Source organism: Rossellomorea sp. GAMAL-10_SWC (assembly GCF_049568075.1).
In the GTDB taxonomy this organism is placed as follows: domain Bacteria; phylum Bacillota; class Bacilli; order Bacillales; family Bacillaceae_G; genus Gottfriedia.
Map to the genome: position 1 here is coordinate 2618620 of NZ_CP144911.1, position 26416 is coordinate 2645035.

At 32.9% G+C, this 26416-nt stretch carries 29 protein-coding genes and 1 pseudogene; 3 read left to right on the top strand and 27 right to left on the bottom strand.

What is annotated here, in order from left to right:
* Nucleotides 1–101: 101 nt before the first annotated feature.
* Complete coding sequence (locus tag V5E38_RS12995) at nt 102–350, top strand: DUF2627 domain-containing protein (protein WP_069034062.1); 249 nt, start codon at nt 102–104, stop codon at nt 348–350.
* 84 nt (nt 351–434) lie between these two features.
* On the opposite strand, the gene V5E38_RS13000 is transcribed toward V5E38_RS12995, so the two are convergent.
* Nucleotides 435–1169 (bottom strand): glycerophosphodiester phosphodiesterase, encoded by a 735-nt coding sequence (locus V5E38_RS13000; RefSeq protein ID WP_499210330.1) that lies wholly within the window; start codon nt 1167–1169, stop codon nt 435–437.
* An 84-nt stretch (nt 1170–1253) separates the two neighbouring features.
* On the opposite strand from V5E38_RS13000, the gene V5E38_RS13005 reads away from it, so the two are divergent.
* Together V5E38_RS13005 and bacA are read left to right on the top strand one after the other, a co-directional pair.
* Nucleotides 1254–1421, top strand: coding sequence for a YycC family protein (locus V5E38_RS13005; protein WP_098428787.1), 168 nt, complete (start codon nt 1254–1256; stop codon nt 1419–1421).
* A gap of 215 nt (nt 1422–1636) precedes the next feature.
* The gene (gene bacA / locus V5E38_RS13010) at nt 1637–2437 is read left to right on the top strand and encodes an undecaprenyl-diphosphate phosphatase (protein ID WP_387327317.1); all 801 of its coding nucleotides are present in this window, start codon (nt 1637–1639) and stop codon (nt 2435–2437) included.
* A gap of 839 nt (nt 2438–3276) precedes the next feature.
* Here the strand turns inward: bacA and spo0A are convergent.
* The 26 genes and pseudogenes from spo0A to efp all read right to left on the bottom strand — a co-directional run bounded on the left by spo0A (nt 3277) and on the right by efp (nt 26387).
* Nucleotides 3277–4065, bottom strand: a complete 789-nt coding sequence (gene spo0A, locus V5E38_RS13015; protein ID WP_098232839.1) for a sporulation transcription factor Spo0A — start codon at nt 4063–4065, stop codon at nt 3277–3279.
* Between the two features lie 635 nt (nt 4066–4700).
* A pseudogene (gene spoIVB / locus V5E38_RS13020) lies at nt 4701–5810 on the bottom strand (SpoIVB peptidase); the annotation flags it as partial.
* 308 nt (nt 5811–6118) lie between these two features.
* A complete protein-coding gene (gene recN, locus V5E38_RS13025; protein WP_499210331.1) occupies nt 6119–7849 on the bottom strand; it encodes a DNA repair protein RecN in 1731 nt (576 codons plus the stop codon).
* A gap of 32 nt (nt 7850–7881) precedes the next feature.
* Nucleotides 7882–8334 carry a transcriptional regulator AhrC/ArgR gene (ahrC, locus tag V5E38_RS13030; protein ID WP_069034068.1) on the bottom strand — a complete coding sequence of 151 codons (453 nt, stop codon included), beginning with the start codon at nt 8332–8334 and terminating at the stop codon, nt 7882–7884.
* Between the two features lie 174 nt (nt 8335–8508).
* Entirely contained in the window at nt 8509–9336 is an 828-nt protein-coding gene (locus tag V5E38_RS13035) for a TlyA family RNA methyltransferase (protein WP_499210332.1), read from the bottom strand.
* Between the two features lie 15 nt (nt 9337–9351).
* Nucleotides 9352–11232, bottom strand: a complete 1881-nt coding sequence (gene dxs / locus V5E38_RS13040) for a 1-deoxy-D-xylulose-5-phosphate synthase (protein WP_499210333.1) — start codon at nt 11230–11232, stop codon at nt 9352–9354.
* Nucleotides 11233–11593: 361 nt separating this feature from the next.
* Nucleotides 11594–12481, bottom strand: a complete 888-nt coding sequence (locus V5E38_RS13045; RefSeq protein ID WP_499210334.1) for a polyprenyl synthetase family protein — start codon at nt 12479–12481, stop codon at nt 11594–11596.
* A 1-nt stretch (nt 12482) separates the two neighbouring features.
* Nucleotides 12483–12710 carry an exodeoxyribonuclease VII small subunit gene (locus V5E38_RS13050; protein WP_387327302.1) on the bottom strand — a complete coding sequence of 76 codons (228 nt, stop codon included), beginning with the start codon at nt 12708–12710 and terminating at the stop codon, nt 12483–12485.
* Between the two features lie 5 nt (nt 12711–12715).
* Nucleotides 12716–14062: an exodeoxyribonuclease VII large subunit gene (gene xseA, locus V5E38_RS13055; RefSeq protein ID WP_499210335.1), complete on the bottom strand. Its 1347-nt coding sequence runs from the start codon at nt 14060–14062 to the stop codon at nt 12716–12718.
* A 36-nt stretch (nt 14063–14098) separates the two neighbouring features.
* Nucleotides 14099–14974 (bottom strand): bifunctional methylenetetrahydrofolate dehydrogenase/methenyltetrahydrofolate cyclohydrolase FolD, encoded by an 876-nt coding sequence (folD, locus tag V5E38_RS13060; protein ID WP_097978568.1) that lies wholly within the window; start codon nt 14972–14974, stop codon nt 14099–14101.
* 37 nt (nt 14975–15011) lie between these two features.
* A complete protein-coding gene (gene nusB, locus V5E38_RS13065) occupies nt 15012–15392 on the bottom strand; it encodes a transcription antitermination factor NusB (RefSeq protein WP_097978577.1) in 381 nt (126 codons plus the stop codon).
* A gap of 383 nt (nt 15393–15775) precedes the next feature.
* On the bottom strand, nt 15776–16342 hold the full coding sequence (locus tag V5E38_RS13070) for a GNAT family N-acetyltransferase (RefSeq protein ID WP_499210336.1): 567 nt from the start codon (nt 16340–16342) through the stop codon (nt 15776–15778).
* Between the two features lie 178 nt (nt 16343–16520).
* A complete protein-coding gene (locus tag V5E38_RS13075) occupies nt 16521–16919 on the bottom strand; it encodes an Asp23/Gls24 family envelope stress response protein (protein ID WP_056475162.1) in 399 nt (132 codons plus the stop codon).
* Nucleotides 16920–16934: 15 nt separating this feature from the next.
* Nucleotides 16935–18284, bottom strand: coding sequence for an acetyl-CoA carboxylase biotin carboxylase subunit (accC, locus tag V5E38_RS13080; protein WP_499210337.1), 1350 nt, complete (start codon nt 18282–18284; stop codon nt 16935–16937).
* Between the two features lie 42 nt (nt 18285–18326).
* Entirely contained in the window at nt 18327–18812 is a 486-nt protein-coding gene (accB, locus tag V5E38_RS13085; protein WP_097978565.1) for an acetyl-CoA carboxylase biotin carboxyl carrier protein, read from the bottom strand.
* 476 nt (nt 18813–19288) lie between these two features.
* Nucleotides 19289–19885, bottom strand: a complete 597-nt coding sequence (locus tag V5E38_RS13090) for a SpoIIIAH-like family protein (RefSeq protein ID WP_097978564.1) — start codon at nt 19883–19885, stop codon at nt 19289–19291.
* A 21-nt stretch (nt 19886–19906) separates the two neighbouring features.
* Nucleotides 19907–20599 (bottom strand): stage III sporulation protein AG, encoded by a 693-nt coding sequence (gene spoIIIAG / locus V5E38_RS13095; protein WP_499210338.1) that lies wholly within the window; start codon nt 20597–20599, stop codon nt 19907–19909.
* A gap of 6 nt (nt 20600–20605) precedes the next feature.
* Nucleotides 20606–21223, bottom strand: a complete 618-nt coding sequence (spoIIIAF, locus tag V5E38_RS13100) for a stage III sporulation protein AF (protein WP_069034079.1) — start codon at nt 21221–21223, stop codon at nt 20606–20608.
* Between the two features lie 8 nt (nt 21224–21231).
* Nucleotides 21232–22401, bottom strand: a complete 1170-nt coding sequence (gene spoIIIAE, locus V5E38_RS13105; protein WP_098233935.1) for a stage III sporulation protein AE — start codon at nt 22399–22401, stop codon at nt 21232–21234.
* Nucleotides 22402–22422: 21 nt separating this feature from the next.
* The gene (gene spoIIIAD / locus V5E38_RS13110) at nt 22423–22812 is read right to left on the bottom strand and encodes a stage III sporulation protein AD (protein ID WP_069034314.1); all 390 of its coding nucleotides are present in this window, start codon (nt 22810–22812) and stop codon (nt 22423–22425) included.
* Between the two features lie 26 nt (nt 22813–22838).
* Nucleotides 22839–23042, bottom strand: a complete 204-nt coding sequence (gene spoIIIAC / locus V5E38_RS13115) for a stage III sporulation protein AC (protein WP_088072847.1) — start codon at nt 23040–23042, stop codon at nt 22839–22841.
* A 12-nt stretch (nt 23043–23054) separates the two neighbouring features.
* A complete protein-coding gene (gene spoIIIAB / locus V5E38_RS13120) occupies nt 23055–23567 on the bottom strand; it encodes a stage III sporulation protein SpoIIIAB (protein ID WP_499210339.1) in 513 nt (170 codons plus the stop codon).
* Entirely contained in the window at nt 23568–24488 is a 921-nt protein-coding gene (gene spoIIIAA, locus V5E38_RS13125) for a stage III sporulation protein AA (RefSeq protein WP_097978560.1), read from the bottom strand.
* Nucleotides 24489–24504: 16 nt separating this feature from the next.
* Nucleotides 24505–24786, bottom strand: coding sequence for a YqhV family protein (locus V5E38_RS13130; protein WP_025672203.1), 282 nt, complete (start codon nt 24784–24786; stop codon nt 24505–24507).
* A 470-nt stretch (nt 24787–25256) separates the two neighbouring features.
* Complete coding sequence (locus V5E38_RS13135) at nt 25257–25745, bottom strand: DUF456 domain-containing protein (protein WP_499210340.1); 489 nt, start codon at nt 25743–25745, stop codon at nt 25257–25259.
* Nucleotides 25746–25823: 78 nt separating this feature from the next.
* Complete coding sequence (gene efp, locus V5E38_RS13140) at nt 25824–26387, bottom strand: elongation factor P (RefSeq protein ID WP_069034084.1); 564 nt, start codon at nt 26385–26387, stop codon at nt 25824–25826.
* Nucleotides 26388–26416: the final 29 nt, after the last annotated feature.

Below are 26416 nucleotides of genomic sequence, written 5' to 3' on the forward strand. Positions count from 1 at the left end.
CAAATGTTTTATAAGTCTTGACAACACTATCCTTGTATAAGATTATGAAGAAAGAGAATTTCGTAAATTTATTGTTACTTTTATCGGAGGAATTAACAAACATGAAAGAATCATTTACACGTATGTTAGCATTCGTTGTGATTGTTGTACCAATAGCTTTAGCAGTTATCGGAATTAAATTACTTCGTGATACGGTATTTCTAATCCATTCTTTTGGCATTCCAAATCTTCCATTGCAATTATTAATCGGACTTGTTTCATTAGGAGTCGGTTTTTATTTAGTCGGAAGCTTTGTCTTATTTAGAGATCGTAAACGAAACAAAGTTCAAGGCAGATTTTTAAAAAGATAAGTTTTGTGATAGTTTACCTTAGGTTCTCATTAAAACCAAAAGATAAATAACAAAACAAAAAAAGTGCTACTGAGAGCACTTTTTTTATTTACTAAGAAGTTGACTTCTGACTTGGAAAGCTAGCTCTGGATAGTCAGTAATAATCGCCGTACACTTGACTTCAAATAATCGTTTCATAACAGCAGGTTCATTGATTGTATACGGTCTTACGGCTATGTGATGTTCCATCGTTTCTTCTATTTGTTCATCAGTAATTATACGATAATTAGGATGAATTGCATTTGCTTTATAATCTTCAGCAATCTTCCAAGGTTCTTTACTTCTTCTATTAAACAGAACTGCTGTTTCTATATCCGGTGCCATTAAGTGGAATTTAAGCATACTTTTATGGTTAAAGGAAGATAAAACGATTCTTTTTTCATACTCATATGAACGGATTAAATTTATTACTCGTTCCTCAAGTCCATGGTATTCGATTTTATCATTTTTCAATTCAACATTTATACTAAATCTATTTCCTTTTGCCCAATCAAATACTTCTTTTAAGGTAGGGATCGTGCATCCTTTAAATTGACGTTTAAATCGATAGCTAGCGTCAAATTGCTTTAATTCAGCTAAAGTATAATCTTTAACGAAACCTTTACCGTTAGTTGTACGATTTATTGTTTCATCATGAATTACAACGATTTCACCATCTTTTGATAAGTGTACATCTAACTCTATTCCGTCTGCCCCTAAATCTTCACATGCCATAAAAGAAACCATTGTATTTTCTGGGTAGGTTCCTGCAGCACCTCTATGACCAATAATATCAACCACTCAAATGCCCCCCTTGTTGAGAAAATATGTACTTTCATCTTTTTCTTATTGTATACTAATTTTACGAAACTAAGGAGGATTATTATGCGACCATTGCAAATTTCGCCTGAAACGGCAATTTTACTTTCTAAGAAGTTAAACGTTCCTTTAGAACAAATTATGCATATGCCACAGCATATATTAATGAAAAAATTGATGGAACTAGATTTGTCTAAAAGCGAAGAAGCTTCTGAGGATAATGAATCTAAATAGTAAATGTAAGCAAGAAGTAGCTTTTCTACTTCTTTTTTTGCACCTTTTTTATTAATTCTAATCCTAAATTACATTTTTATGTAAAATTGCACAAATAATTAACAATTATGAGCTAATTTTAATTTAAACTTCCTTTCATATTAATTAGTTTTCAAGTAAAATGTAATGTATTGTGTATATTTTATAACGAAAAGTATTTATGGAGGTATTTTTAAATGTTACCTGATTGGTTAATTGGTTTGATCATGGGGATGGTAGAAGGATTAACAGAATTTTTACCGGTTTCTTCTACTGGTCATATGATTTTAGTTGCTGATTTATTAAATTTCACTGGAGAGAAAGCTTCATTTTTTGAAGTAATTGTTCAACTCGGTTCAATTCTAGCAGTAGTTGTTGTTTTTTGGAAACGACTCTGGTCAGTACTAGGTGTTAAATCAGATGGTTATAGAAAAACGAACCTCAACTTAATTCATATTATTATCGGTGCTATTCCAGCCGGGATTGTAGGGCTTATATTCCATGATTTCATTAAAGATGTTTTATTCTCACCTAAAACTGTTGTAATCGGATTAGTAGCAGGCGGTATTTTATTAATTGTTGCTGAAAAAGTTTCTAAACATCCTAAATCATCTGATTTAGATCACATCTCATATAAACAAGCTTTTATAATTGGTTGCTTCCAAATGCTAGCTTTATGGCCAGGATTTTCACGATCAGGCTCTACAATAGCTGGGGGATTATTATTTGGATTAGATCGAAAAACTTCTGCAGAATTTACTTTTATTTTAGCAGTACCAATGATGATTGCTGCAAGTGGATTAGATTTTGTTAAAAATATCGATATTTTAAGTGCTTCAGATCTACCATTATTCGCAACTGGATTCATCACTGCATTCGTAGTTGCATTACTTGCGATCGTTTCCTTCCTAAAATTATTAGAGAAAGTAAAACTAACAGGTTTTGCAGTTTATCGTTTTATTGTAGCGATTGTGTTCACGATTGTGTTCATATTTTAATTAAAAACTACAAAGAGATAGGACAACCAAATTGGTATGTCCTATCTTTTTTATTTGTATCTTCAATTCATCGGATTATTTTACAAATGGAAAAAGGCTATTCGTACAACGTATACGAATAGCCTTTGTAATATATATGTTAGTTATTTAAATTTAAAAATTGTTGTCTATTGGCGAAAGCCCTACCTCTCTTTCGCAATTCGGCTCCAGGGCCGTTCCATTAGGCAGCTTGTTTCACAACAATCTTCACTAACAGACACTACTACTAGATTTGAAATAAGGTTGAAATAGCTAACGCGTCATGGAATACGTCCAATTTTCTCCCAAATTTCGTAGTAATAATATCGTGTATCTAAATCTTTCAGTGGCGCAGTAAATATTATAACACACTACAAATTATTAGGCAAACTAATTTTTATAAAGTGTAAATTCAACGGTTTCTAGCTTTTACTGTCCTTAAGTAAAATTTATAAAATTAGTTGATTGGAATTGAGGGATGCTCGACACCTATGGGATAAGCGGGAAGCCTAAGACCCCGCAGCTTCCCGCGGAAGCTAAAGAATCTCGCCCTTTGGAAAGCGTGCATCCTAATTGAAATCAACATCACTCTACTCCTTTTACGAAAAATTGGTAATTTAATTGACATGGTTGTTTTTCAAAAACAAATGAAAACGTTGTCTACAATAGACAACGTTTCCTTTTTACAAATAATATAATTGCTAATGCGAAAAAGTACCGAAGATCTCATAAGAAGTTATTCGCTAAGAGAAATGTCTGTGGAATCACTATTAGAAGTTAATCGGGATTTAATTTTCTGAATAATTAGTTATAAAAATAAATTAAGATGCTTTATGTTCTAAACGTAATTTATCAGCAACCATTGCAATAAATTCTGAATTTGTTGGTTTTGCCTTTGACATTGAAATAGTATAACCAAATAATGTAGAAATACTATCGATATTTCCACGGCTCCAAGCTACTTCAATCGCATGGCGAATTGCACGTTCAACTCGGCTAGCTGTTGTATTAAACTTTTTAGCGATATCTGGATATAAAACTTTTGTAATTGAACCTAGAAGCTCAATATCGTTATATACCATTGAAATCGCTTCACGTAAGTACATATATCCTTTAATATGAGCAGGTACACCAATTTCATGGATGATACTTGTGATACTAGCATCTAAGTTACGTGGCTTGCTTTCGTAATTAGAAACTAAAGAGGGTGAATTACGTTTAGTTACCGCACTACCCTTACCAACTACTTGACGGATATTGCTGATTAAATGCTCCATATCAAATGGTTTTAAGATAAAATATGATGCACCAAGGTCAACAGCTTTTTTAGTAACATCTTCTTGACCAAATGCTGTTAGCATAATAACGTTTGGAATTTTTTCAACTAAGCCAGCGCGTAAACGATCTAAAACCGCTAATCCATCTAAATGTGGCATAATAATATCTAGGACTAGTACATCTGGCTTTTTATCCTTCACTAGAGGTAAGCAGTCTTGTCCATTAAACGCAACCCCAACCACTTCCATATCTGTTTGTGCGTTAATGTAGTTTTCTAACATAATAACAAGTTCTTTATTATCATCAACTAATAATACTTTAATTTTCTCCACGCCCGTTCCTCCCTACATCCTCTATAGTGAATTTTCATTACTTATTACCGATAATTTCGACAATAAAAATTTATTTCCTGTTTTTATTATAAATTCTGAATATTTTTATTAATATAGATAGTTTTCTTCAATTTCTTCTAGCATTCGACGATTGCGTTAAAAACTACTATGTATTAAGTCGAATTATACATATAATTCATTATATAAAAAATGAAATAGTATGTAAATTTATAATTTTTAATATAAATTTACAATTCTGTAACATTAAGCGTCATATCAACCATCCTCCACATTAACATTTTTTTAATTTTTCGATGTTGCTAATAGTATACTACCATTTTTTTCCTTTTTTGACTTATTTTTAACAAAATACACTACAAAATATTTAATAATTGTATGATCAGTGTTGAAATCAATTCATAAAGGGAAAGGGTATTTTTGAGTATTTTCTGTGCTATCCATCTAATGAGATTTACTTCCAAAGGATACTTAACACTTATGAGAGATGCAATGAGCCCTAGCTCTATTAAAGAAGTGACGAGTAGGACGATAACTCATTACAAAAATCGAGCATTCTGAAGTATAAATAAACATAAAAAATACACCTACATAATTTGATAGGTGTATTTTTTAAATCAAGAAGCCTTTTTATTTTGATAATCATATATCGGGACTTTAGCCTCATCAAGCATCCACTCAATATGAACCCCATATCCACTAGTTGAATCATTTACAAAAACATGTGTAACTGCTCCGATTAATTTTCCATTTTGAATGATTGGTGAGCCGCTCATTCCTTGTACAATACCGCCAGTTTCTTTAAGTAAACGTTTATCAGTAACCTTTAAAATAATTCCTTTAGTGGAAGGGAATTTTTGTTGAATACTACTTACTATTTCTATGTCAAATGCTTCTACTTTATTATCATGTATTACGGTTAGAATTTTAGCAGGACCTTTTTTCACTTCATTTGATAATGCAATTGGTAATGGTTGTGACATGATCCCATTGTCTATTTTATTGTTAACTTTACCGAATATGCCAAATGGACTATTTGAAGTGATATTACCTATCGTTCCACGATCTAAAGCAAAATGCGCTATTTTTTCTCCTGGCGAGCCATCTGCACCTTTTTCAATTGCAGTCACTGTTGAATAGACGATATGTCCTTCTTCTACTTCAATGGCTTTTCTCGTATCGCTATCAGAGATAACATGTCCTAGTGCACCATATTTTAATGAATTAGGTTCAATGAATGTCATCGTGCCAATACCAGAAGCAGAATCTCTTATATATAATCCAATTCGATAACTATTATGACCTTGGTCCCGAATAGGTTGTAACATTTTTGTGTAATACTTACCCTCGCGTTTTACAGTGATTTTTATAGGTTTACCATATTTTCCTGCTTTTTGAATAAACGGTAATACATCTGACATTTTTTCGATTTGCTTACCATTCATTTTTATTATCATGTCTCCAACTTTAATTCCGGCAATTTCGCCTGGAGACTTTTGTCCCGAACTAGTATTTACTAAATGATGTCCAACGACTAAGACACCTACTGAGTTAAGTTTTACTCCTATTGACTGTCCCCCTGGTATTATTCTTAAACTGTTTAATACTTTAACATCTACCTTTTTACTTGGTAATTCATTCATACCAAGTGCTACATTAACAATTTCTTGTTGATCCTTATTTTTTATGGTAGATGAAAACACATTATTTTGATTTATATTAAACACGCCAATACCAACTATAAATAAAAGGAGAAGAATTTTTATTATTCGATGAACATTTATATTTTTCACAAGCGAATCACTCTCCTTAGCGCCAAATTTCATTTTTTTAATTCGTGGCTATGTAGTTAATGTTAGCTTTGCAAAAGCAAAATATGATTGTAAAAATATGATAGATTCTTTAACGTATAATGTTGTATTAGTATGTTTCATTTAGCATTTTCCAATTACTAATTTATCAATAATTCCCATAAAAAAAAGAGAATATTTAATGTATAGAAAAAAATTTCCATCATTAAACATTCTCTTTATGTTTATTGAGATTGGTATTTTGCAGAAGCTGCCTGATCGATCAATTCTTTAGCGTGTTGAATCGTTACATCTGTAATTTCAACTCCAGCGATCATCCTTGCAATTTCATTAATTTTTTGATCATTTCGTAATGGTGTAACAGAAGTTTTCGTTCGATTTCCATCAATTAATTTGGCGATAAATAAATGCGTATCTGCCATAGAAGCAACTTGTGGTAAATGAGTTATACACAGAACTTGAGAATCAATGGATACCTTGTGTATTTTTTCCGCTATTGCTTGCGCTACTCTTCCACTAACTCCTGTATCAACTTCATCAAAGATAATTGACGTAATCCCCTGATGCTTCGTGAAAATGCTCTTTAAGGCTAGGAACATCCTTGACAGTTCTCCACCCGATGCAACCTTTGCTAATGGCTTTAAAGGCTCACCAGGGTTTGTTGAAATATAAAACTCTACAATATCAAAGCCATCTTTTTTAAACTTAATATGTTGTTCATCTATAATTGGATCTGATTCTTGTCCTTCTTCAACATCAAACATAATTTCAAAGGTTGTTTTTTCCATATAAAGCTCTTTTAATTCTTTATGTATATCAGCAGTTAATTTGATTGCTAATTCTTTTCTTTTATTTGAAAGAGTCTTACCAGCTTTAATTAGCTTGATTTTCACATTATCTAAGTCTTTTTGTATCTTCTCGATATGCATATCTTTATGCTGAATAGTATCCAACTCTTGTTCGATATCTTCTGCGTATTTTAAGATATCAGCAACACTGTGCCCATATTTCTTTTTTAACATAGAGATCTCACTTAAACGAGTTTCAATTTCGTTTAATCTATTTGGATCATATTCCATTTGTTCGATAGAATCACGTAATCGATACGATATATCCTCTAATAAGTAATAGCTACTACTGATTCCTTCATGCATTTCTTTAATGTCATTATCGATATTCGTTACTGACTCTAAAGAATACATACTCGACCTGACCGAATCTAATCCTGATCCATCCTGCGATAAACCTTGATATGCTTCAACTAAAGACTTATAAATACGTTCAAAATTAGAAATTTTGAGTCTTTCTTCCATCAGCTGATCGTCTTCATTTTCTTGCAAATTCGCATTTTGTATTTCAGTTAGCTGGAATTGAATTAAATCCAACCTATGAGCCATTTGTTGTTCATTTTCAGTTAATTGCTTTAACTGTTTTTTTAAGTCTGTATAGTTATTAAAAATATTTTGATATTCAGTATACAAAGGAGCAATTGCTTTTTCATCATATTGTTGTAACATCGGTAAATGATGTTCTTGGTCCATTAAATCTTGGCTCTCATGTTGCCCATGAATATCAACAAGTAAACCACCAATTTCCTTAAGTATAGAAGTTGTCACTAATTTCCCATTGATACGGCATACACTTTTACCAGATGAAGTAATATCTCTTTTTAAAATAATCATTTCATCTTCAATGTCAAAGCCTAATTCTCTGCATCTTGAATAAATTAGATGATTCTCATTTTCGATATGAAATAAGCCTTCAATTTCTGCTTTTTCAGTATCATATCTTACGAATTCTGCAGATCCACGACCACCAAGTAACAGACCGATAGCGTCAATAATAATCGACTTCCCCGCTCCTGTTTCACCACTTAGTACAGTTAAACCCTTTTCAAATGAAATGGAAACTTCCTCAATGATTGCAAAATTTTTAATGATAATTTCAGATAACAATGAGTTTCTCTCCTCTTTTTAAAACCATTCTCCTATTGAAGCATGTCAATAAATTTTTCTTTTAAATCCTCAGCATCTACAGGTGTACGACAAATGATTAAGATCGTATCATCACCACAGATTGTACCCATAATTTCTGACCAATCTAAATGATCAATTAATGCACCAACTGCATTTGCATTACCAGGCAAAGTTTTCATTACAATTAAATGACTTGAACTATCAATTTTAATAAATGAATCAATTAAAAGTCTTTTTAATTTTTGTAACGGATTAAATCGTTGATCTGCAGGTAAGCTATATTTATATCTCCCATCAGATAACGGTACTTTTACTAAATGTAGTTCTTTTATATCACGTGAAATCGTTGCTTGGGTTACTTTAAAACCTAAGTCTCTAAGTGATTGTACTAATTCATCTTGTGTTTCGACTTCATTTTTTGCGATAATTTCTCGTATTTTTATATGACGCTGACCTTTATTCATAATACACCTCTTTGCAAATTCCGACAAATATCTTACTTAAAGAATATCTTATCTAATCTACTCGTTATTGTATATATTTTTTTAAACGTTTTCATAAAATGCATTTTTTAGCATAATTTTTTTACCTTAATTTAAAAAAAGGAGAAAAAGGAAACCTATTTGGTTTCCTTTTTATTATTTTACCTTCTTTAATTCAGTATGTGCTTCATTTACAATTTCCATTGGTAATTGATTTAACTCGCTATTTCCAATTTCCTTTGAACCTTCCCAATGAAGATGAATTAAAAATTCAATATTCCCGTCTCCACCAGTTATAGGAGAAAAAGTTAAAGCTTTTATATCATATCCTTGGCGAAGCGCAAAATCAATCATCATTTCGATCACTTGTTCATGCACTTTTGGATCGCGAACAATCCCCTTTTTACCAACTTGCTCTCTACCGGCTTCAAATTGTGGTTTTATTAACGCGACAACATCACTTGAAGGTACTAATAATGTTTTTAAGACTGGTAAAATCAAACGTAACGAAATAAAGGATACGTCAATTGAAGCAAATTGAGGTAAACCTTCAATTAAATCTTCTGGTTTAACATAACGAAAATTTGTTCGTTCCATTACAACAACACGTTCATCTTGCCTTAATTTCCAGGCAAGTTGATTGTATCCAACATCAAGAGCATATGATTTTTTTGCCCCATTTTGAAGTGCACAATCCGTAAATCCACCTGTCGAAGAACCAATATCAATCATAATTTTATCTTTAACTGATAGATCGAATGTGTTTATAGCTTTTTCTAATTTGTATCCTCCACGGCTTACATAAGGCATAACTTCACCTTTAATTTGTAAAGGGAGTTCAATATCTATTTTTTCTCCAGGCTTATCTAATCTTTGTTCGTTTGTATAGACAAGTCCTGCCATAATTGCTCGTTTAGCTTTTTCACGTGTTTCGATTAAACCACGATCTACTAAAAGTACGTCTACTCGTTCCTTTTTTGCCATTTAAATGTCATCCTCTTATTTATTACAAACCATTTCACGGATTTTCTTAACCGATTCATCTTTTGTTAAATGAATTTCATCAAGTAACTTATCAACATCACCGTGTTCAACAAATAAATCCGGTATACCTATACGTTCTACGCGGACGTTTTGAAAATTATTTGAACTTGCAAATTCTAAAACAGCACTTCCAAAACCACCTTGTAATACTGCTTCTTCAATCGTTAAAATCGGTTTTCCGTCCTTAAAGATATCATTTAACATTGCAGTATCCATTGGTTTAATAAATCTTGCGTTTACTACTTTAACAGAAATATTTTCTTTCTCTAAATCATCCGCTGCATCCATTGCCATTTTAATTGTTGTTCCAAACGTTAAGATAACTGCATCAGAACCTTCTCTTAATACTTCCCATGATCCAATCGGAATTTCTTTTAATTGCTCATCCATTGGTACGCCGATACCATTCCCTCTAGGGAAACGCAGCGCAATTGGACCATCGTCGTATTGAATTGCAGTTTTTACCATATGTTGTCCTTCATTCTCATCTTTAGGCATCATTAAAACTAAATTTGGTATATGACGTAGGAAGGCAATATCAAACACACCTTGATGAGTTTCACCGTCAGCACCTACTAAACCTGCACGATCGATTCCAATGAATACATTTAAATTTTGTCTACAAATATCATGTAACACTTGGTCGTATGCTCTTTGAAGGAATGTTGAATAAATTGCTAAAAACGGCTTCATTCCTTGCGTTGCTAAACCAGCTGCTACTGTTGCCGCATGCTGCTCTGCAATACCGACATCAAAAATTCGGTCAGGTAATTGAGCTTGGAAATTTTCCAATTTTGAACCGACTGGCATTGCAGGAGTAATCGCTACGATTCGCTCATCTTTTAGAGCTAATTTTAATACCGTATCACTAACAAGTTTACTCCATGCTGGTGGTGCTTTATCCGGCTTAATTAACTTCCCAGATTCTACTTTATAAGGACCTGTGCCATGCCAAGTTCCAATATCATCACTTTCTGCTGGCTTATATCCTTTTCCTTTTTTCGTTAGTACGTGTACTATTACCGGGCCTTTAGTTTTCTTAGCATATTCAAGGGATTCAAATAAGTCTTCAAAATTATGACCATCAACTGGTCCAAAATAAGTGAAACCCATCTCCTCAAAAAACATTCCTTGTGTAACTAAGTATTTAAGGCTATCTTTTAATTTTTTTGATGTACTTGATAGTTTGTCCCCGATTCCAGGAATTTTTTTGATCACGCCTTCAAGTTCACCTTTAGCCCAACGGTATTTCCCAGTTGTTCTCAATCTTCCTAAAATGCTATGTAAAGCACCTACGTTCGGAGCTATAGACATTTCATTATCATTTAAAATAACGATGACATCTTTTTGTTCATGTCCAATGTGATTCATTGCTTCAAGAGCCATCCCACCAGTTAATGCACCATCTCCGATAATTGGAATAATGTATTCACCAGTTTTTTTAATATCTCTAGCAATAGCCATCCCCATTGCCGCAGATAGTGAAGTCGAGCTGTGTCCAGTTTCCCATACATCATGCTCACTTTCATTTCGCTTAGGAAAGCCACATAATCCTTTAAATTGTCTAAGTGTTGTAAATTCTTTTGCGCGACCAGTTAATATTTTATGAACATACGATTGATGTCCTACATCCCATAAAAATTTGTCTTTAGGCGAATTAAAGACTTTATGTAATGCAATCGTTAATTCAACAACTCCTAAATTTGGCGCAATATGACCACCTGTCTCAGAAAGCTGTTGAATAAGAAATTTACGAATTTCTTCACTTAATACTTCTAATTCACCGTTCGTTTTATTTTTTAAAAAGCTCGGATTTTCAATTGTCGTAAGATCCATCTTGGATCACTCACCTTCCTAGATGTTAAATCTATATAAATAATTCATTATTATGTAATTTTATCTATAAAATGATTTTACCATACTTGTAGTTAAACGCTAGTTTCTTAAATGACTAACTCTTAACACCATGTATCATAATACCATTTTTATTAAAATCTGTTTAATGTTTTTTATTTTTATAGAACAAAATTATGAATAATTTTTTTGCAAAATGAAAAGAAAGCCGCTAGCACATATGTGTTAACGGCCTACATTTCTGTATATTTTATTAACATCATTAACGATTATTAAGTAGTTACATTATACATAAATGAATAAATCTATTCAATGGACATGGAATTAATTACATAATCAAAGTTTAAAAACTGCGATTTTCAACAAAATCACAAATTGAGATTAAGTAGTCATCTTTAATCCCACATGCTCGTACATGTTGTTTAGCTTCAGTAATAAATGTATGAAGCCTTTCTTTAGCACCCTCGACTGAATACAGCTTAACATAAGTAGTTTTATCATTTTCTATATCACTACCAACTGGCTTACCAAGTACTTCTTCATCACCTATTACGTCTAAAATATCATCTTGTATTTGAAATGCGATACCGAGTTTATAAGCAAATTGCGTTAGGTGAGATAATTGTTCGGCTGTTGCTTTTGAAATAATTGCACCCGCAATAACTGGATACATTAGCATTTTCCCCGTTTTTCTTTCATGGATATATTGCAATTCTTCTCCACTAAGCTCTTTACTTTCACCTTCCATATCTGCTACCTGACCGGCAACCATACCTTCAGGACCTGCAGCTATCGCTAATTCACTAATTAATTGTAGCTTCACTTGATCAGACACATGAAAATCATTCATTTCCGTAATTAATTTAAATGCGTATGTCAATAAACCATCACCTGCTAATACAGCAAGATCTTCGCCAAATACTTTATGATTAGTCGGTTTTCCTCTTCGAAAATCATCATCATCCATACATGGTAAATCATCATGAATTAATGAATAAGTATGAATCATTTCTAAAGCACATGCAGGTTTTATCCCTATTAATGGGTCATTACCAAATGCATCTAGCGTTGCGAAAAGTAAAAGAGGTCTAATTCTTTTCCCTCCACCTTGCAATGAATAGGACATAGATTCTTTTAATTTTTCTGGTGCTTTTAATCTTTCAACCGATTTAATCATTTCATCATTTACTAGTCTAGTGGAATACTTCATAAAATCTTTGAAAGTGTTCATATTATTCCTCCTCAACAGTAAAAGGAGTTTGTTCACCCTGTTCATTTAATATAGAAGTCATTTGTTTTTCAACTTTAGTAAGCTTCTCTTGACAAATTTGAGATAGTTTTATACCTTCTTGAAAGTATTCGATCGCTTTTTCAAGTGGTACGTCACCTTGCTCTAATTTTTGTACGATCATTTCAATTTCTTTTATTGCTTCTTCAAAAGAACGCTCATTTTGTGACAATTGATTCACTCTCCTTTTACTTCAAGTACTTCACAATTTAATTTCCCATCGGTCATTTGTAATTGGAATCGGTCTCCGCTTTTTGCTTGTTTAACCGATTTCATTAATTCGTTATCATTTTTATATGCTAATGAATAACCTCTGGCCATAACTTTTAATGGGCTAAGTGCATCTAGTGTATGAACTACTCTTTCCATTTCAAATTTCTTTTGGGTAATTAGGCGATTAAATTCTTTTTGTAAAGCATTATGTAATTGCTGGTGCTTTTGCTTTTCAAGCTGAACTCTATTACTTGGATGATGAATAAGTAGAGACGAATTTAGTTCTTTATGCTTGTTAATTTTAGACTTAACAATTTCATTTATTGATGTATGTAAACGTTCATTAATGCGGTCAAATTGCTCTTGTTTTGGATGGAAAAGTGAATTTGGATATCTAAAAACATAAGCATCTTGAACAGCCTTTAATTGCGTTTGTTTTCGTTCAATAATCGTATCCATCGCTTTATTGAGTCTTGATTTTCGAACTGTAAATTGCTCAAGTATTTCTCTTTGGCTTAACGAAACTAATTCTGCTGCAGCAGTTGGTGTAGGTGCCCTTAGATCAGCGACATAATCAGCAATTGTCGTATCCGTCTCGTGACCCACAGCGGAAATGATTGGGATTTTTGATTCAAAGATCGCTCTCGCTACTATTTCTTCGTTAAATGCCCAGAGTTCCTCAATTGATCCTCCGCCTCGTCCGACTATTAACACATCTATTTCTTTCATTTTACCTGCTGTTTCAATTGATTTCACAATCGACGCTTTCGCCCCTTCACCTTGTACAAGGGTCGGAATTACAACTATTTTCCCAATCGGGTATCTTCGTTGAATCGTTGTAATGATATCGCGAACAGCAGCACCGGTTGGTGAAGTAACAACCCCGATTACACTAGGAAAAGAAGGAATCTTTTTCTTAAATTTCTGATCAAAGAGTCCTTCTTCTAATAGTTTTTTCTTCAATTGTTCATAAGCTACAAAGAGACCGCCAACCCCATCAGGTTGCATGTCTCTTATGTAGATTTGATAGCTACCAGATCCTGGGTATACATTTATTTCACCTTGTACAATAACCTGCATACCATCGGTTGGTTGAAATGCGATATTTGCATTATAGGATTGAAACATGACCGCTGCAATTCTAGCACCATCATCTTTTAACGTAAAATAATAATGACCGCTAGATGAATGACGTTTAAAATTTGAGATTTCTCCACGGAGAAGTATATTTTGCAAATTACGATCCGCTTGAAATTTTGCTTTTAAATATTTAGTTAATGCGGTAACAGTAACTGGTAGCTTTTCCGTCATGCATAGCCCTTCTTTCATTCTTACAAAGCAATAAGATTAAAGTTTAGTACTCAAATTTAATTTACTATCAATTTGAGAAGCTGCTTTTAACGTATTATGAAGTAGCATTGTAATTGTCATTGGACCTACTCCACCTGGTACAGGCGTAATATAACCAGCAACATTTTTTACATCTTCAAAGTTTACGTCTCCGCACAATTTGCCATTTTCGTCTCTATTCATTCCGACGTCAATCACAATTGCTCCCTCTTTAACATAATCAGCTGTAATTAATTTCGCTACACCAATCGCAACAATTAAAATATCAGCCTGCTTTGTAATATTTTTTAGATTAGTTGTACGTGAATGTGTATAAGTAACCGTTGCATTTTCATTTAAGAATAGTTGTCCAACTGGTTTCCCTACAATATTACTACGTCCAATAACAACGACATGTTTTCCACTAATCGGAATATTTGTATTTTCTATTAATTTTAATATACCAAAAGGAGTACAAGGTAGTAATGAATCTTGATTCGTCATCATTCTTCCAATATTAATTGGATGAAATCCATCAACATCTTTTAATGGAGAAATTGTTTCAATTACTTTCTTTTCTGAGATATGAGCAGGTAATGGCAACTGAACTAAAATACCATGAATTGACTCATCATCGTTTAATTTGTTTACAACGGATAATAACTCATCTTCAGTAACTGTTTCAGGTAATTCAATTACTTCAGAGTACATTCCTAATTCATTACATGCTTTATGCTTCGAATTCACATATGTTCTTGAAGCAGAATTATTCCCAACTAAAACAACTGCTAAACCTGGTGTAACACCTTGATTTTTTAATTCTGAAACACCATTCTTTAATTCCTCACGAATTGATACTGAAACTTCTTTACCATTAATTAATGTTGCTACCATTTTAGTTTCCCCCTATGCATATAAACAATCTATCTATTTAGAATTTTGATAATACCGCATTGATAAATTTACTAGAATCATCATCACCGTAAACTTTAGCAATTTCAATCGCTTCATTGATTGCTACACTTTTTGGAACATCCTCTAAGTAAGTAATTTCTACTAGAGCGATTCTAAGGATATTGCGATCAACGTTACCTAAACGATCAATCGTCCAGCTTTCAATATTTGAAGCTAATTGTTCGTCAATCACTTCTTTATGACTAACAAAATTTGTTACAATTGCCTCTAAAAAAGCATCTTGTTTTTCTTCAGCTTCTTCTAATACATGCTCTAATGCATCTGAAGCATTCGCTTCACTTAAATCCATTTGGAATAATGTTTGTAATGCAAGTTCCCTTGCTTTTCTACGTTTCATCAAAATAATAAACTCCTTTAAGCTAAATTCATCATTCGTTGCATAGGTAATAACGAATTCTAATTTTGTATAGTAACACGTTATTTTACCACTTTTTTTAATAAGTTCCAACGACTGTCTGTATTAACTCTAATTTTTATTATTATTAACGTTTCTAAGCAAACTCAATACTTTAAACTGTTTTCTACATTTTAACTTAAAATCCAATAAAATAACAGAACAATGTTTGTGTTTTTTTTAAAAATATTCCTTTTTCTTACTCCAAAATAATATTTATACACGAAAACACGAACATTAAAATAGATAGATTAAGAAAATGCGGGATTAAAGGGGGTACAAAAGATTTTCAGGAAATACAAAAACTTTCCAACTAATACCAAATTTTATGATCTTTCCTGTCCTTCCTGATTCCTAGGCCATTCATGTTCCAGTATGCTGTATAAATAAGTATCTCTCCAGCCGTCTCTTAATAATAGATCTTCTCGCATTTTACCTTCTAAATTTAATCCGCATTTTTCAAGTACTTTTGCTGATGCAATATTTCTAACATCACATGTCGCAAATATTCGATGAAGCTGAAAATTTTCAAATCCAAATGAAATGACTTCTTTAGTAACTTCACTAGCAAAACCCATGCCCCAATAGTTCGGATGAATTATATACCCTATTTCACCTATTTGATTAATTTCATCCCTAATATTAAACTCGATTGATCCGATTAATTCATCGGATTTCTTTTCGTTTATTGCAAATGCAAATCTAGTCCTATTTATTTGCTTCATATCTTCTAGTATTTTATGAATGAATTCCTTAGTCTCACTCTCCGTATTTGGACCCCATGGCTGAAATTGACATACAACTAATTGTGATGCATATTTATGTACTTGCTGCCAATCACTTTCAACAAATTCACGTAAGTTTGTTCGATATGTGCTCAAATTTAAGATCATATTCTCACCTTTTTCTATTTCATTTATAAATAAATTTTAACACATTTCAAAATATTTAATTAGTTCATAAGAACCGGACATAGGATACACCAAAATGAAAGAACTAAAGACTGTCCTTACTTCTTATCTAGCAAAACAAAAAAAGAGCCTCTATTAGATAGAGACTCTTTTTATAAGATTAAAGTTCAATTGGAGCTTCTTGCTCAGGTTTCGTATCGAATTGAACTCCTACTACGTGAACATTTACTTCAGATAATTCAAGACCTGTCATCGTTAATAATGCTTGACGAATATTGTCTTGTACATTACCTGCTACAGTTGGGATTGACTTACCAAATTTAACTAGAATGTATACATCGATTGTAATTCGATCTTCTGATAAATCAACTCGGACACCTTTACCGTGATATTTCTTACCGATAATTTCAGAAATACCAGATGCTAGGTTTCCACGCATGCTTGAAACACCTTCAACTTCAGCAGCTGCAATACCAGCAATTACTTCGATTACTTCAGGTGCGATTTCTACTCGACCTAATGTCGCAGTACCCATTTCTAAAATTTGATTTTCGTTCATACAGATCCCTCCACTTTATCCTTTAACAAGCGCATGCTCCTCAAGGAATTTAGTATTATACTTCCCTTTTACGAAGATTTCATTTTGCAATAAATTTAAATGGAATGGAATTGTTGTGTAAATTCCTTCTACCACAAATTCTTCAAGTGCTCTTATCATTATAGCAATTGCTTCTTCTCTTGTCTTGCCATGTACGATAACTTTCGCAATCATTGAATCATAATATGGCGGAATTGTGTACCCGCTATATACAGCAGAATCAACACGAACATTCGGACCACCTGGTGGTAAATACGAATTGATTTTACCAGGAGACGGCATGAAGTTTTTATCTGGATTTTCTGCATTAATACGACATTCAATAGACCAACCTTTTAAAGACACGTCTGATTGAGTCATTTTTAATGGATGACCTTTAGCAATTAATAATTGTTGCTTTATAAGATCAATACCAGAAATATATTCAGTTACAGGATGCTCAACTTGAATACGTGTGTTCATCTCCATAAAGAAGAAGTTTTTAGTATGTGGTTCATAAATAAACTCAACAGTACCTGCACCCCAGTAATTTACTGCTTCAGCTGCACGAACAGCTGCTTGACCCATTTTTTGACGAGTTTCTTCGTCTAAAACAGGAGATGGCGCTTCTTCTACTAATTTTTGAAGACGACGTTGAATTGTGCAATCACGTTCTCCAAGATGAATCGTATTACCATGTTCATCTGCTAAAACTTGAATTTCAACATGTCTAAAATCTGTAATGTATCTTTCAAGATATACACCCGGATTACCGAAAGCTGTTTGAGCTTCTTGTTGAGTAATTTGTATACCTTTTTCAAGTTCGGTTTCATCTTTTGCTACACGGATCCCTTTACCTCCGCCACCAGCTGTAGCTTTGATAATAACTGGATAACCGATTTCCGCAGCAATTTTTTTACCATCTTCAACACTTTGAATAATACCTTGTGAACCAGGTACTACTGGTACTCCTGCTTCTTTCATTGTTTCACGAGCAACGTCTTTTGTACCCATTTTAGAAATAGAATCAGCCGTTGGTCCAATGAATTTCACATTGCACTCTGTACATAATTCTGCAAAACTAGCATTTTCTGATAAGAAACCATAACCAGGATGGATTCCGTCACAACCAGTTAATTTTGCAATACTAATGATATTAGTCATATTTAAATAACTATCTTTTGATAATTTAGGACCGACACAATAAGCTTCATCAGCCATTTGAACATGTAATGCTTCTTTATCTCCTTCAGAGTAAATAGCAACTGTTTCAATGTTTAATTCTTTACATGCTCGAATAATACGAATGGCGATTTCTCCTCGATTCGCTATTAAAACCTTTTTCATTTCTTCACCTTCTCTAGTAAAGTACTGTTAATTTTGTAGATATTAGGCCTTTACCAAGAATAATGGTTGACCGTATTCTACTAATTGACCATTTTTAGCTAGTACTTCAACGATTTCGCCTTCAATTTCAGCTTCAATTTCATTAAATAACTTCATTGCTTCAACAATACAAACGATTGAATCGTTTTTAATACGATCACCTATAGATACGTATTCTTTTGCATCAGGAGATGGAGATGCGTAGAAAGTACCTACCATCGGTGATGTAATTTTATGTAAGTTACTTGTATCTTCTTTTTCCACTACAGGTGCAGCAACTTCTGCAGCAACTGGTCTTTCTAAAGTTGCAACTGGAGCAGATGTAACAACAGGAGCTACCTCTTGGTGTACAACTGGAGCAGATGTAACAACAGTTGTTTGTCCACCTTTTTTAATTTTAACGATAGCACCATTATCCTCAAATTCGAATTCATTTATTGTTGATTGATCGATTAACTTAATTAATTCTCTAATTTCATGAATTTTCATTCTGTTCACCCCTTAAGACATATAGTCTAATCTTATAACCTAATACTAAACTTTTCAACAAATTATTTTAACCAAAGTAATGCCTAATTATTTTCAGCTATTTTACAAGGAATATTTATATATTATTCCTTACCAAAAATAATTCAATATAAACTATTATAACAGGGAAAACCAAAGACAGAAAGTGCATAGGAATTAGGAATAATCCTAAAATTCACATTAATTATTTATATGCTTATTAAAAAAAATGAAGAGCCAGTAGTTAATCAGACTGGCAACAGGCGATTTAAACAATGGAAAGCCTTTTATTTTGGCTATTACGTACATTATGTTCTTCTAAAATTGGTACATAGTTGATTTCCGTTACAGGTTATAAATCAATCTCACGGGTGCTTCATTTATTGTGGAAAATTGGTCAAACCTTTTATACAAAATGATAGCCAGTAGAATGAATTCTACTGGCTTTGTTCAACAAATTATTTAACTTGGAATTTTACAACTACTAATTTTTCACCTAAGACACTTCTTGTCATTTGAATAATGTCATTCGCTGCTTTTCTGCTTGGTTTTGCAGATGTTACATCTACTTTTACTTCATCTTTGTCAGAACGAACTAGTGCATCTTTATAGCCAGCTTCTTTAATCATAGATTCAACATCTGATTCTAATGCAGTTAATTTTTGAAGTTCGTTCATATTCGTGAATGCCTCACTCTTCTCTTGTGCTGATGCAGTTGCTGAGTCAACAGTAGCTTTATATTCATCAATTAATTGACTTCTTTGATCTTCTTGTTCCATACGTTGTTTTAAGAATACTTCACTAGTAGAATTTTCTTTGGAAGCTGTTTCTTTATCGTTTTGTTTAGATGTATCTGAGTTTTGTTTAGATGTATCTGTTTTAGAATCCGTTTTCTTAGTATCTTTAGGAGTTGAGTCTAATGAATCTGTATTTGTGCTATTATTCATGTTCATAAAACTAGTTGTTTTTAAATTATCAGGTGTCGTAACATAATAAACTGATAATACAACTACTAAACTTAACATTGTTAATAACCAAATTGTTTGTTTTTTCATTTAACTTTTACCTTCTTCCTCTTATTTTTTTGGTTGTACAGAGACACGATAGCTTGGTACATCAAGTAATCGTGTTACAGATTCTCGAATCATTTGCTTTACTTCAAGGTTTTCTGCGCCTTTAGCAATAACGAGTACACCTCTAATTCTTGGCATTTCAGTTTCGGCTATAACAGGTTCTTGTTTATCACCGTTATCAATAATGACTACTTGCTCTTCTTGTGATTGATCATCAATATTTCGTTTCCCACCTTGTTTATCTGTTTCCTCAGTTTCTTGAGAACGATTCGTTTTATTTGTTTGATATACGTTCTTTCCACTACCTTCAAGATTTACTACTACTTTTACATTACTTACACCAGCCATATTATTTAATGTCTCTGTTAGCTGCTGCTCGTATTTTGTTTCATATTCTTCCATTTTGTTTGATGATGATTTTCCACCATCACTTCCAAGAGTCTCAACAGCTTGTTCATTATTTTTTGGTGTTCCACTCGTTTCTGTGGAAATAGGTGAAAGCATTGAATTCGTTTTTTGATTTGTATTAGCAAATAGACTGCTTGCAATCATCCAACAAACCCCGAGTCCCAGCAGAGCTAGTACATATTTTCTCGTCAGTTTAAATGGACTTTTTTCTTTGTCAGAAGAGGTTTTTTCATCGCCATTTCCTTTTAGAAAGTCTGCTAATTTTATTGGTGGAATCTTTTTCTTCATTTGTCATTACTCCCCTCCTTCCATCTTGACTTCGATTTGCTTGTCCTCAAGCTCCCATTTATTTGCTAAAAAAGTTTGTAACTCTTGTTGTTTAATTTTTTCATCGTCTGTCTGAACTGGCTGATCGGTATTAATTGATACTTCTTGAACAGGTTCTACATTGCTTGTCTCATCTTTTTTAGGGCCAACGTAAACGATTACTTTAGAAAGATCCTGAGCTGTTTTGACTGTATTAACTCCATCTTTTACTTGTAAATCCACATTTGTAATAACCTGTTCAAATTCTTTTGTAAAGCTTTTTTCAACGTCCTTTTTCATTTGGACAGCCATTTGTTTTAATATATATGCACGTTCTGCTTCTTGTATTTCATTTTTCTTATTATTTATTTCATTTTTTATTTCGCCATTTGCTTCATACGTTTTAGACTGGTACCCAGCTAGCACTTCTTTTATATTTACTCTGAATAATTGAAAAATTGGTTGGAGCATCATGACAATTAATAATAGACTTGCTACAAATCGTACATATTTTGCTAAGCCGGTATTTGGAATTAACATCATAATGACAGTTGCAACTAATATATAGACGATAATATTTGAAACCCAGTGTATAAAGAATTCCATTTTTTCACCTACCTAAACATGACGACAATGTTTCCTGCCGCTATTATTAAAGTCATACTTAAGAAAAACATTAATGAAACAATTGATAAACAAACAAATAAATAAGTTACACTTTTTCCGATCGTATCAATCGTGCTAATGATATTTTTACTTCCAACTGGTTGTAAAATCGCCGCTGAGAATTTATAAATTAAAGCTAAAACTAATATTTTAATAGCTGGGAATACAACGATTGCTAATAAAGTAACTAATCCTACAATCCCAACTGTATTTTTTAATAATAAAGACGCACTAATAACTGTATCTGTAACGTCTGCAAAAACTTTACCAACAACCGGAACAAAATTACTTGTTACAAATTTAGCTGTTTTTACTGCTACTCCATCCGAAACGGCAGTCGTCAAACCTTGTACACTTAATACCCCTAAAAAAATAGTTAAAAAGATTCCTAGTACACCTACAGCAACATTTCTTATTAATGAAGCAAGTTTTGTCACCTTTAACTCATCATTTATAATGCTTACAATACTTAAAATTGTAGATACAAGAATTAAAGGTAGTACAAAATACGTCACTAGTAATCCACTGGTGTGCATTAAAAAAATTAAGATTGGATGGAAAACACCAACGGATATGACACCACCTGATGTCGCAATCAAAGCTAGTAAAATAGGTATTAGTGCTCGTAAAAAATCAATCATGACTGTAATTGCATCTTGGGTGGCCTGCGTGGCAACATAGAAACTATTTAACGCAAAAACTACTAAAACTAGAAAAACCACATTATCGGCAATCTTACTAACCGTACTCTTCTCAAATGCATTTTGTAATGATTGGAGTAAAGAGCTAAAAATAACTAACATAATTAAGATCCCTAATATTTTTCCATTACTTAATAACTCAAAAAATATATATTTAGCAAATGCAATAAACCATTCTTGCAATGAAAATTTCTTTTCTCCCTTTATAAATTGGATAAAGTCCCCTTTTTGACTTTCTGGTAAAAAGCCACCATATTGATGAACAACTTCATCCCAATATTGTTGAACTTCATCGATCCCTAACTTTTGTATTTGTTCATTTACTATCTCAGCAGGTGGAGGAGCAGCTTGTACAATTCTTGGTACTAAAAAAAAGAGAGTAAAGAAAAGAAGAAAAACTTTCATCCTTTTTGACATAATGTCCTCCTTCCCTTACATCTAAGAAATTTTTGGTAAAAAACTTAATATTGTTTCAATTAAAGCTGTTAAAATCGGTACTGCAAGAACCAAAATGAGTACTTTGCCCCCTAGTTCAATCTTGGAAGCAATTGCCCCTTGGCCTGCATCTTTCGTAATTTGAACGCCAAATTCAGCTATGTATGCGATCCCAATTATTTTTAATAAAGTTTCGACATACACATTTTTAATACTCGCTTGATTTGCTAGCTTTTGAATTTGATCTAATAAGAATTGCACCTTATCTAATAAAAATAAAAACAAAACACAGCTTATAAAAACAGTTATTGCTAACGTAAAATTATTCATTTTAAATTGATTTAATAGAAGAATGACAAATGTCGCAGCTAAACCAATGCCAACAATTTGGATGATTTCCAAAGACTCTCACCCCTAATCTAATGAAATAGAAATACATCCCTAACTTTATTAAATAGATCACCAGCTTTAGTGATGACTTGAAGAAATACGATAATGAATGCAGTTATAATCGTCCAAGTAGCAAACTCTTCCTGTCCGGCTTTCTTTAAGACCGCATGGATAATGGCAGCAATTACTCCAATCCCAGCTATCTGAAACATCAGTGCATAATTTGTAATCAATTTAAATTCCTCCTACAAGAGTAATATAACGATTAATATTCCACTTAAAACGCCTAACAATTTAGACATTCGTTCATAACTGCCCTGTGAATCGATTGCTTCTTGCTCCTCTCTTTCCAAATGTTTTAGTGCTAAAATGATTTGTTTTTGTTGAGAATATTTATCATGCATACCAATCGTCTCACCAAATTGTAATAACACTTGTATGTCTGACTCTTTAATCGAGACAGTTTTTGCATATTTCATTAATGAATTTTCCCAAGCTTCTTTCGCTGATAATGCACTCGTTTCAAGTTGAATTGCAAAATCCTTTAAACAACTATTAATCGGTCCTTTCAATTGACTCGAAATTCTTCTAAACGCTTCTTGCAGTGGCAATTGACTATACATTACCTCTGCTTCAAGTGATTGGAGAGCCAACTTCCAGCCCCTTAATTCTTTTGTTCTTTCTGATAATCTACCGGCAAAATAAAATCCAAGCCAGCTTGTTGAAAAAATGATAATAAGTGCTCCAATCCACCTCATCTAAAGCACCGCCCTCGGATGAAATAAACTAGTGAAATCCTTATTTTTAATATCCGTAACAGTACCAGGTGACGGAAAATTTGAAATTTCAATAAATCGTTCAAATGTCCCATTTTGAAACAAAGGCAAAAGAGAAGGGCGTTTTCTAATTTCCTCAAGAGAATAGCCATGGACGGTTACTATTAATTGAACTCCGGCAAAGATCGCTTCTAAAATTGCATCAACATCTTCCTTTTTTCCAATTTCGTCTACAAGAATGACATGAGGACTCATCGACCTTACAAGCATCATCATTCCTTCAGCCTTTGGACATGCATCTAATACATCGATTCTTTCACCAAATGTATATTGAGGAACCCCTTTAACTGAACCTGCTATCTCAGAACGCTCGTCAACTATCCCTACTTTCCCAGGCCTTATTCCCCTTATGGCATCGCCTTGACTCACCACTCTAGCAAAATCCCTAAGTAATGTTGTTTTCCCTGCTTGTGGCGGGCCAATCAGCATAGTGTTTTTCCATCTTCCTTCATAAACATACTTTACAAATGGACTAGCTATTCCTACTTTTTCTTTTGCAATCCGAAAATTATAAGAACTAATATCTCGAATCATTTTAACCATTCCATTTTCGGTTACAACGCGACCAGCTAACCCGACTCGATGCCCACCTTTAATTGTGATATAGCCTTTTTTCAATTCTTCCTCAATCGTATAAATTGAAAATTGACTTAACTTTCCAAGAATCTGCCCGCCTTCTTCTTCTGTTAGGATATAAGGAATAAAATTTGACTGATTATTAGAAATCACTTCAACTGGACGCCCAATTCTTAACCTTAATTCCTCGACTTGATGTAAGTCTCCATATGAACGCTGTAACTTTTCTTTAATTAATGTAGGTAATACGTTGAAAACCTCTTCCATAAAAGGTCACATCCTATCATTTAAAAACTGCCAACAATATTAAAAACACACCACAAACTACTAAAACTAATCGAATAGGATCCAATTTAGATGCAACCCCTATAATTCCGATAGCCATTGTTGAAATGAGAATTATAGGTCCGACAGTTGCCAAAACACTATTTACTGCCAAGGCTTTCTTAATGTCGTTTAAATACAAAATTGTAAAAGCAGCAATCAATTCTACACTTCCACCAAAAACTCTAAGCATTCCCATACTTAGAACAGCTCGATCCATTGAATCAATCCAATCCTTCATAGCTACACACCTTTTTTCATTCTTTTTATTACTAATATGCTGAACATGTCCATTTCAGAAGACAAACATTAATTCGAAGGCACAAATAAAGAGAGAAGTCGTATAACTTCTCTCTTTAGACTTGCTTATGAATGGTTGGTGTGTATCTGAAAAAGTAAATATGAAATAACTTACTCACTCATGACAGGCCTATGAGTGATTTATGAGTTACTTTTAACGCAGATTCTTGAATTTTACTTACTCATAAAGGGTTCATGAGTTACTATTTAAGCAGATTCTTGAATCTTACTTACTCATAAAGGGTTCATGAGTTACTTTTAACGCAGATTCTTGAATCTTACATACTTATACCAGGTCCATGAGTAACTATTAAAGCTAAATAAAGAAAAATAACTTACTCATGACAGGCCGTAATAGAAATCAACATGACTTATATCTTCATTGTCTAACGATAAGATTCTCAAACAAAATTAAAATATAATATAAACAAAAAAGATTATTACCATAATAACTTGCAATACCGCTTTTGCGAATGAACTACTAATAAAAGAGACAACTGTCGCCCATGCAGATTTTATTGACTCTTTCGTATTCTTCCCTTGTAATTTCTCAGCAATAAAAACAGATATGAAAGGGACAATAATTAAGCCAAAGGGAGGAAAAACAAACGATCCAACGATTACAGCTAAACACCCTACTCTTTCACCAGTTTTTGTACTACCGTATTTTTTAAGAAAATATTTATTAGCTAGAATATCCGCTAGAAAAATAACAGCTGTAAAAATCAGCATAATAATCCAAAACGATATATTTAAATTAGTTTTATTTATACCAAAGTAATAAATTAAAAACCCTACCCATAATACTGGTACCCCTGGAATTATTGGTTTGATTAGCGCAATAAACGCCAATGCAAAACAAATGATAATCAATGTCCAAAGAACTATTGATGTAACCATTTAATCACCCTTACTTATTTAAATTTGTTAATAAGAAAAAAGAGACACTTAAAATAAGTGCCTCCATTTTACATTTAATTAAGATTTTGCACGTGAAACATAGCTAGCTTCAGTTGTATTAATAATTAATACTTCGCCTTCATTAATGAAGATTGGTACTTGTACTACTAAACCAGTTTCCATTGTAGCTGGCTTTGTAACGTTAGAAGCAGTATCACCTTTAATACCTGGTTCAGTTTCAACTACTTTTAGATCAACAGTGTTTGGTAATTCAACACCTAAAATTTCACTTTCAAAAGTCATGATATAAACTTCCATATTTTCTTTAAGGAATTTTAATTCACGTTCAATATTTGCTTCTGGTAATTCAATTTGCTCATAAGACTCATTGTCCATGAATACGTGTTGGTTACCATTAGCATATAAATATTGCATTTTACGGTTTTGAATATGTGCTTTTGCTACTTTCTCACCAGCACGGAATGTTTTTTCTTGTACAGCACCTGTACGTAGGTTACGAAGTTTTGAACGTACGAATGCAGCACCTTTACCTGGTTTAACGTGTTGGAAATCCATTACTTGCCAAAGTCCACCGTCAGTTTCAATTGTTAAACCTGTACGAAAATCATTTACTGAAATCATTAAATATCCTCCTAAAAAATGAAATGGTT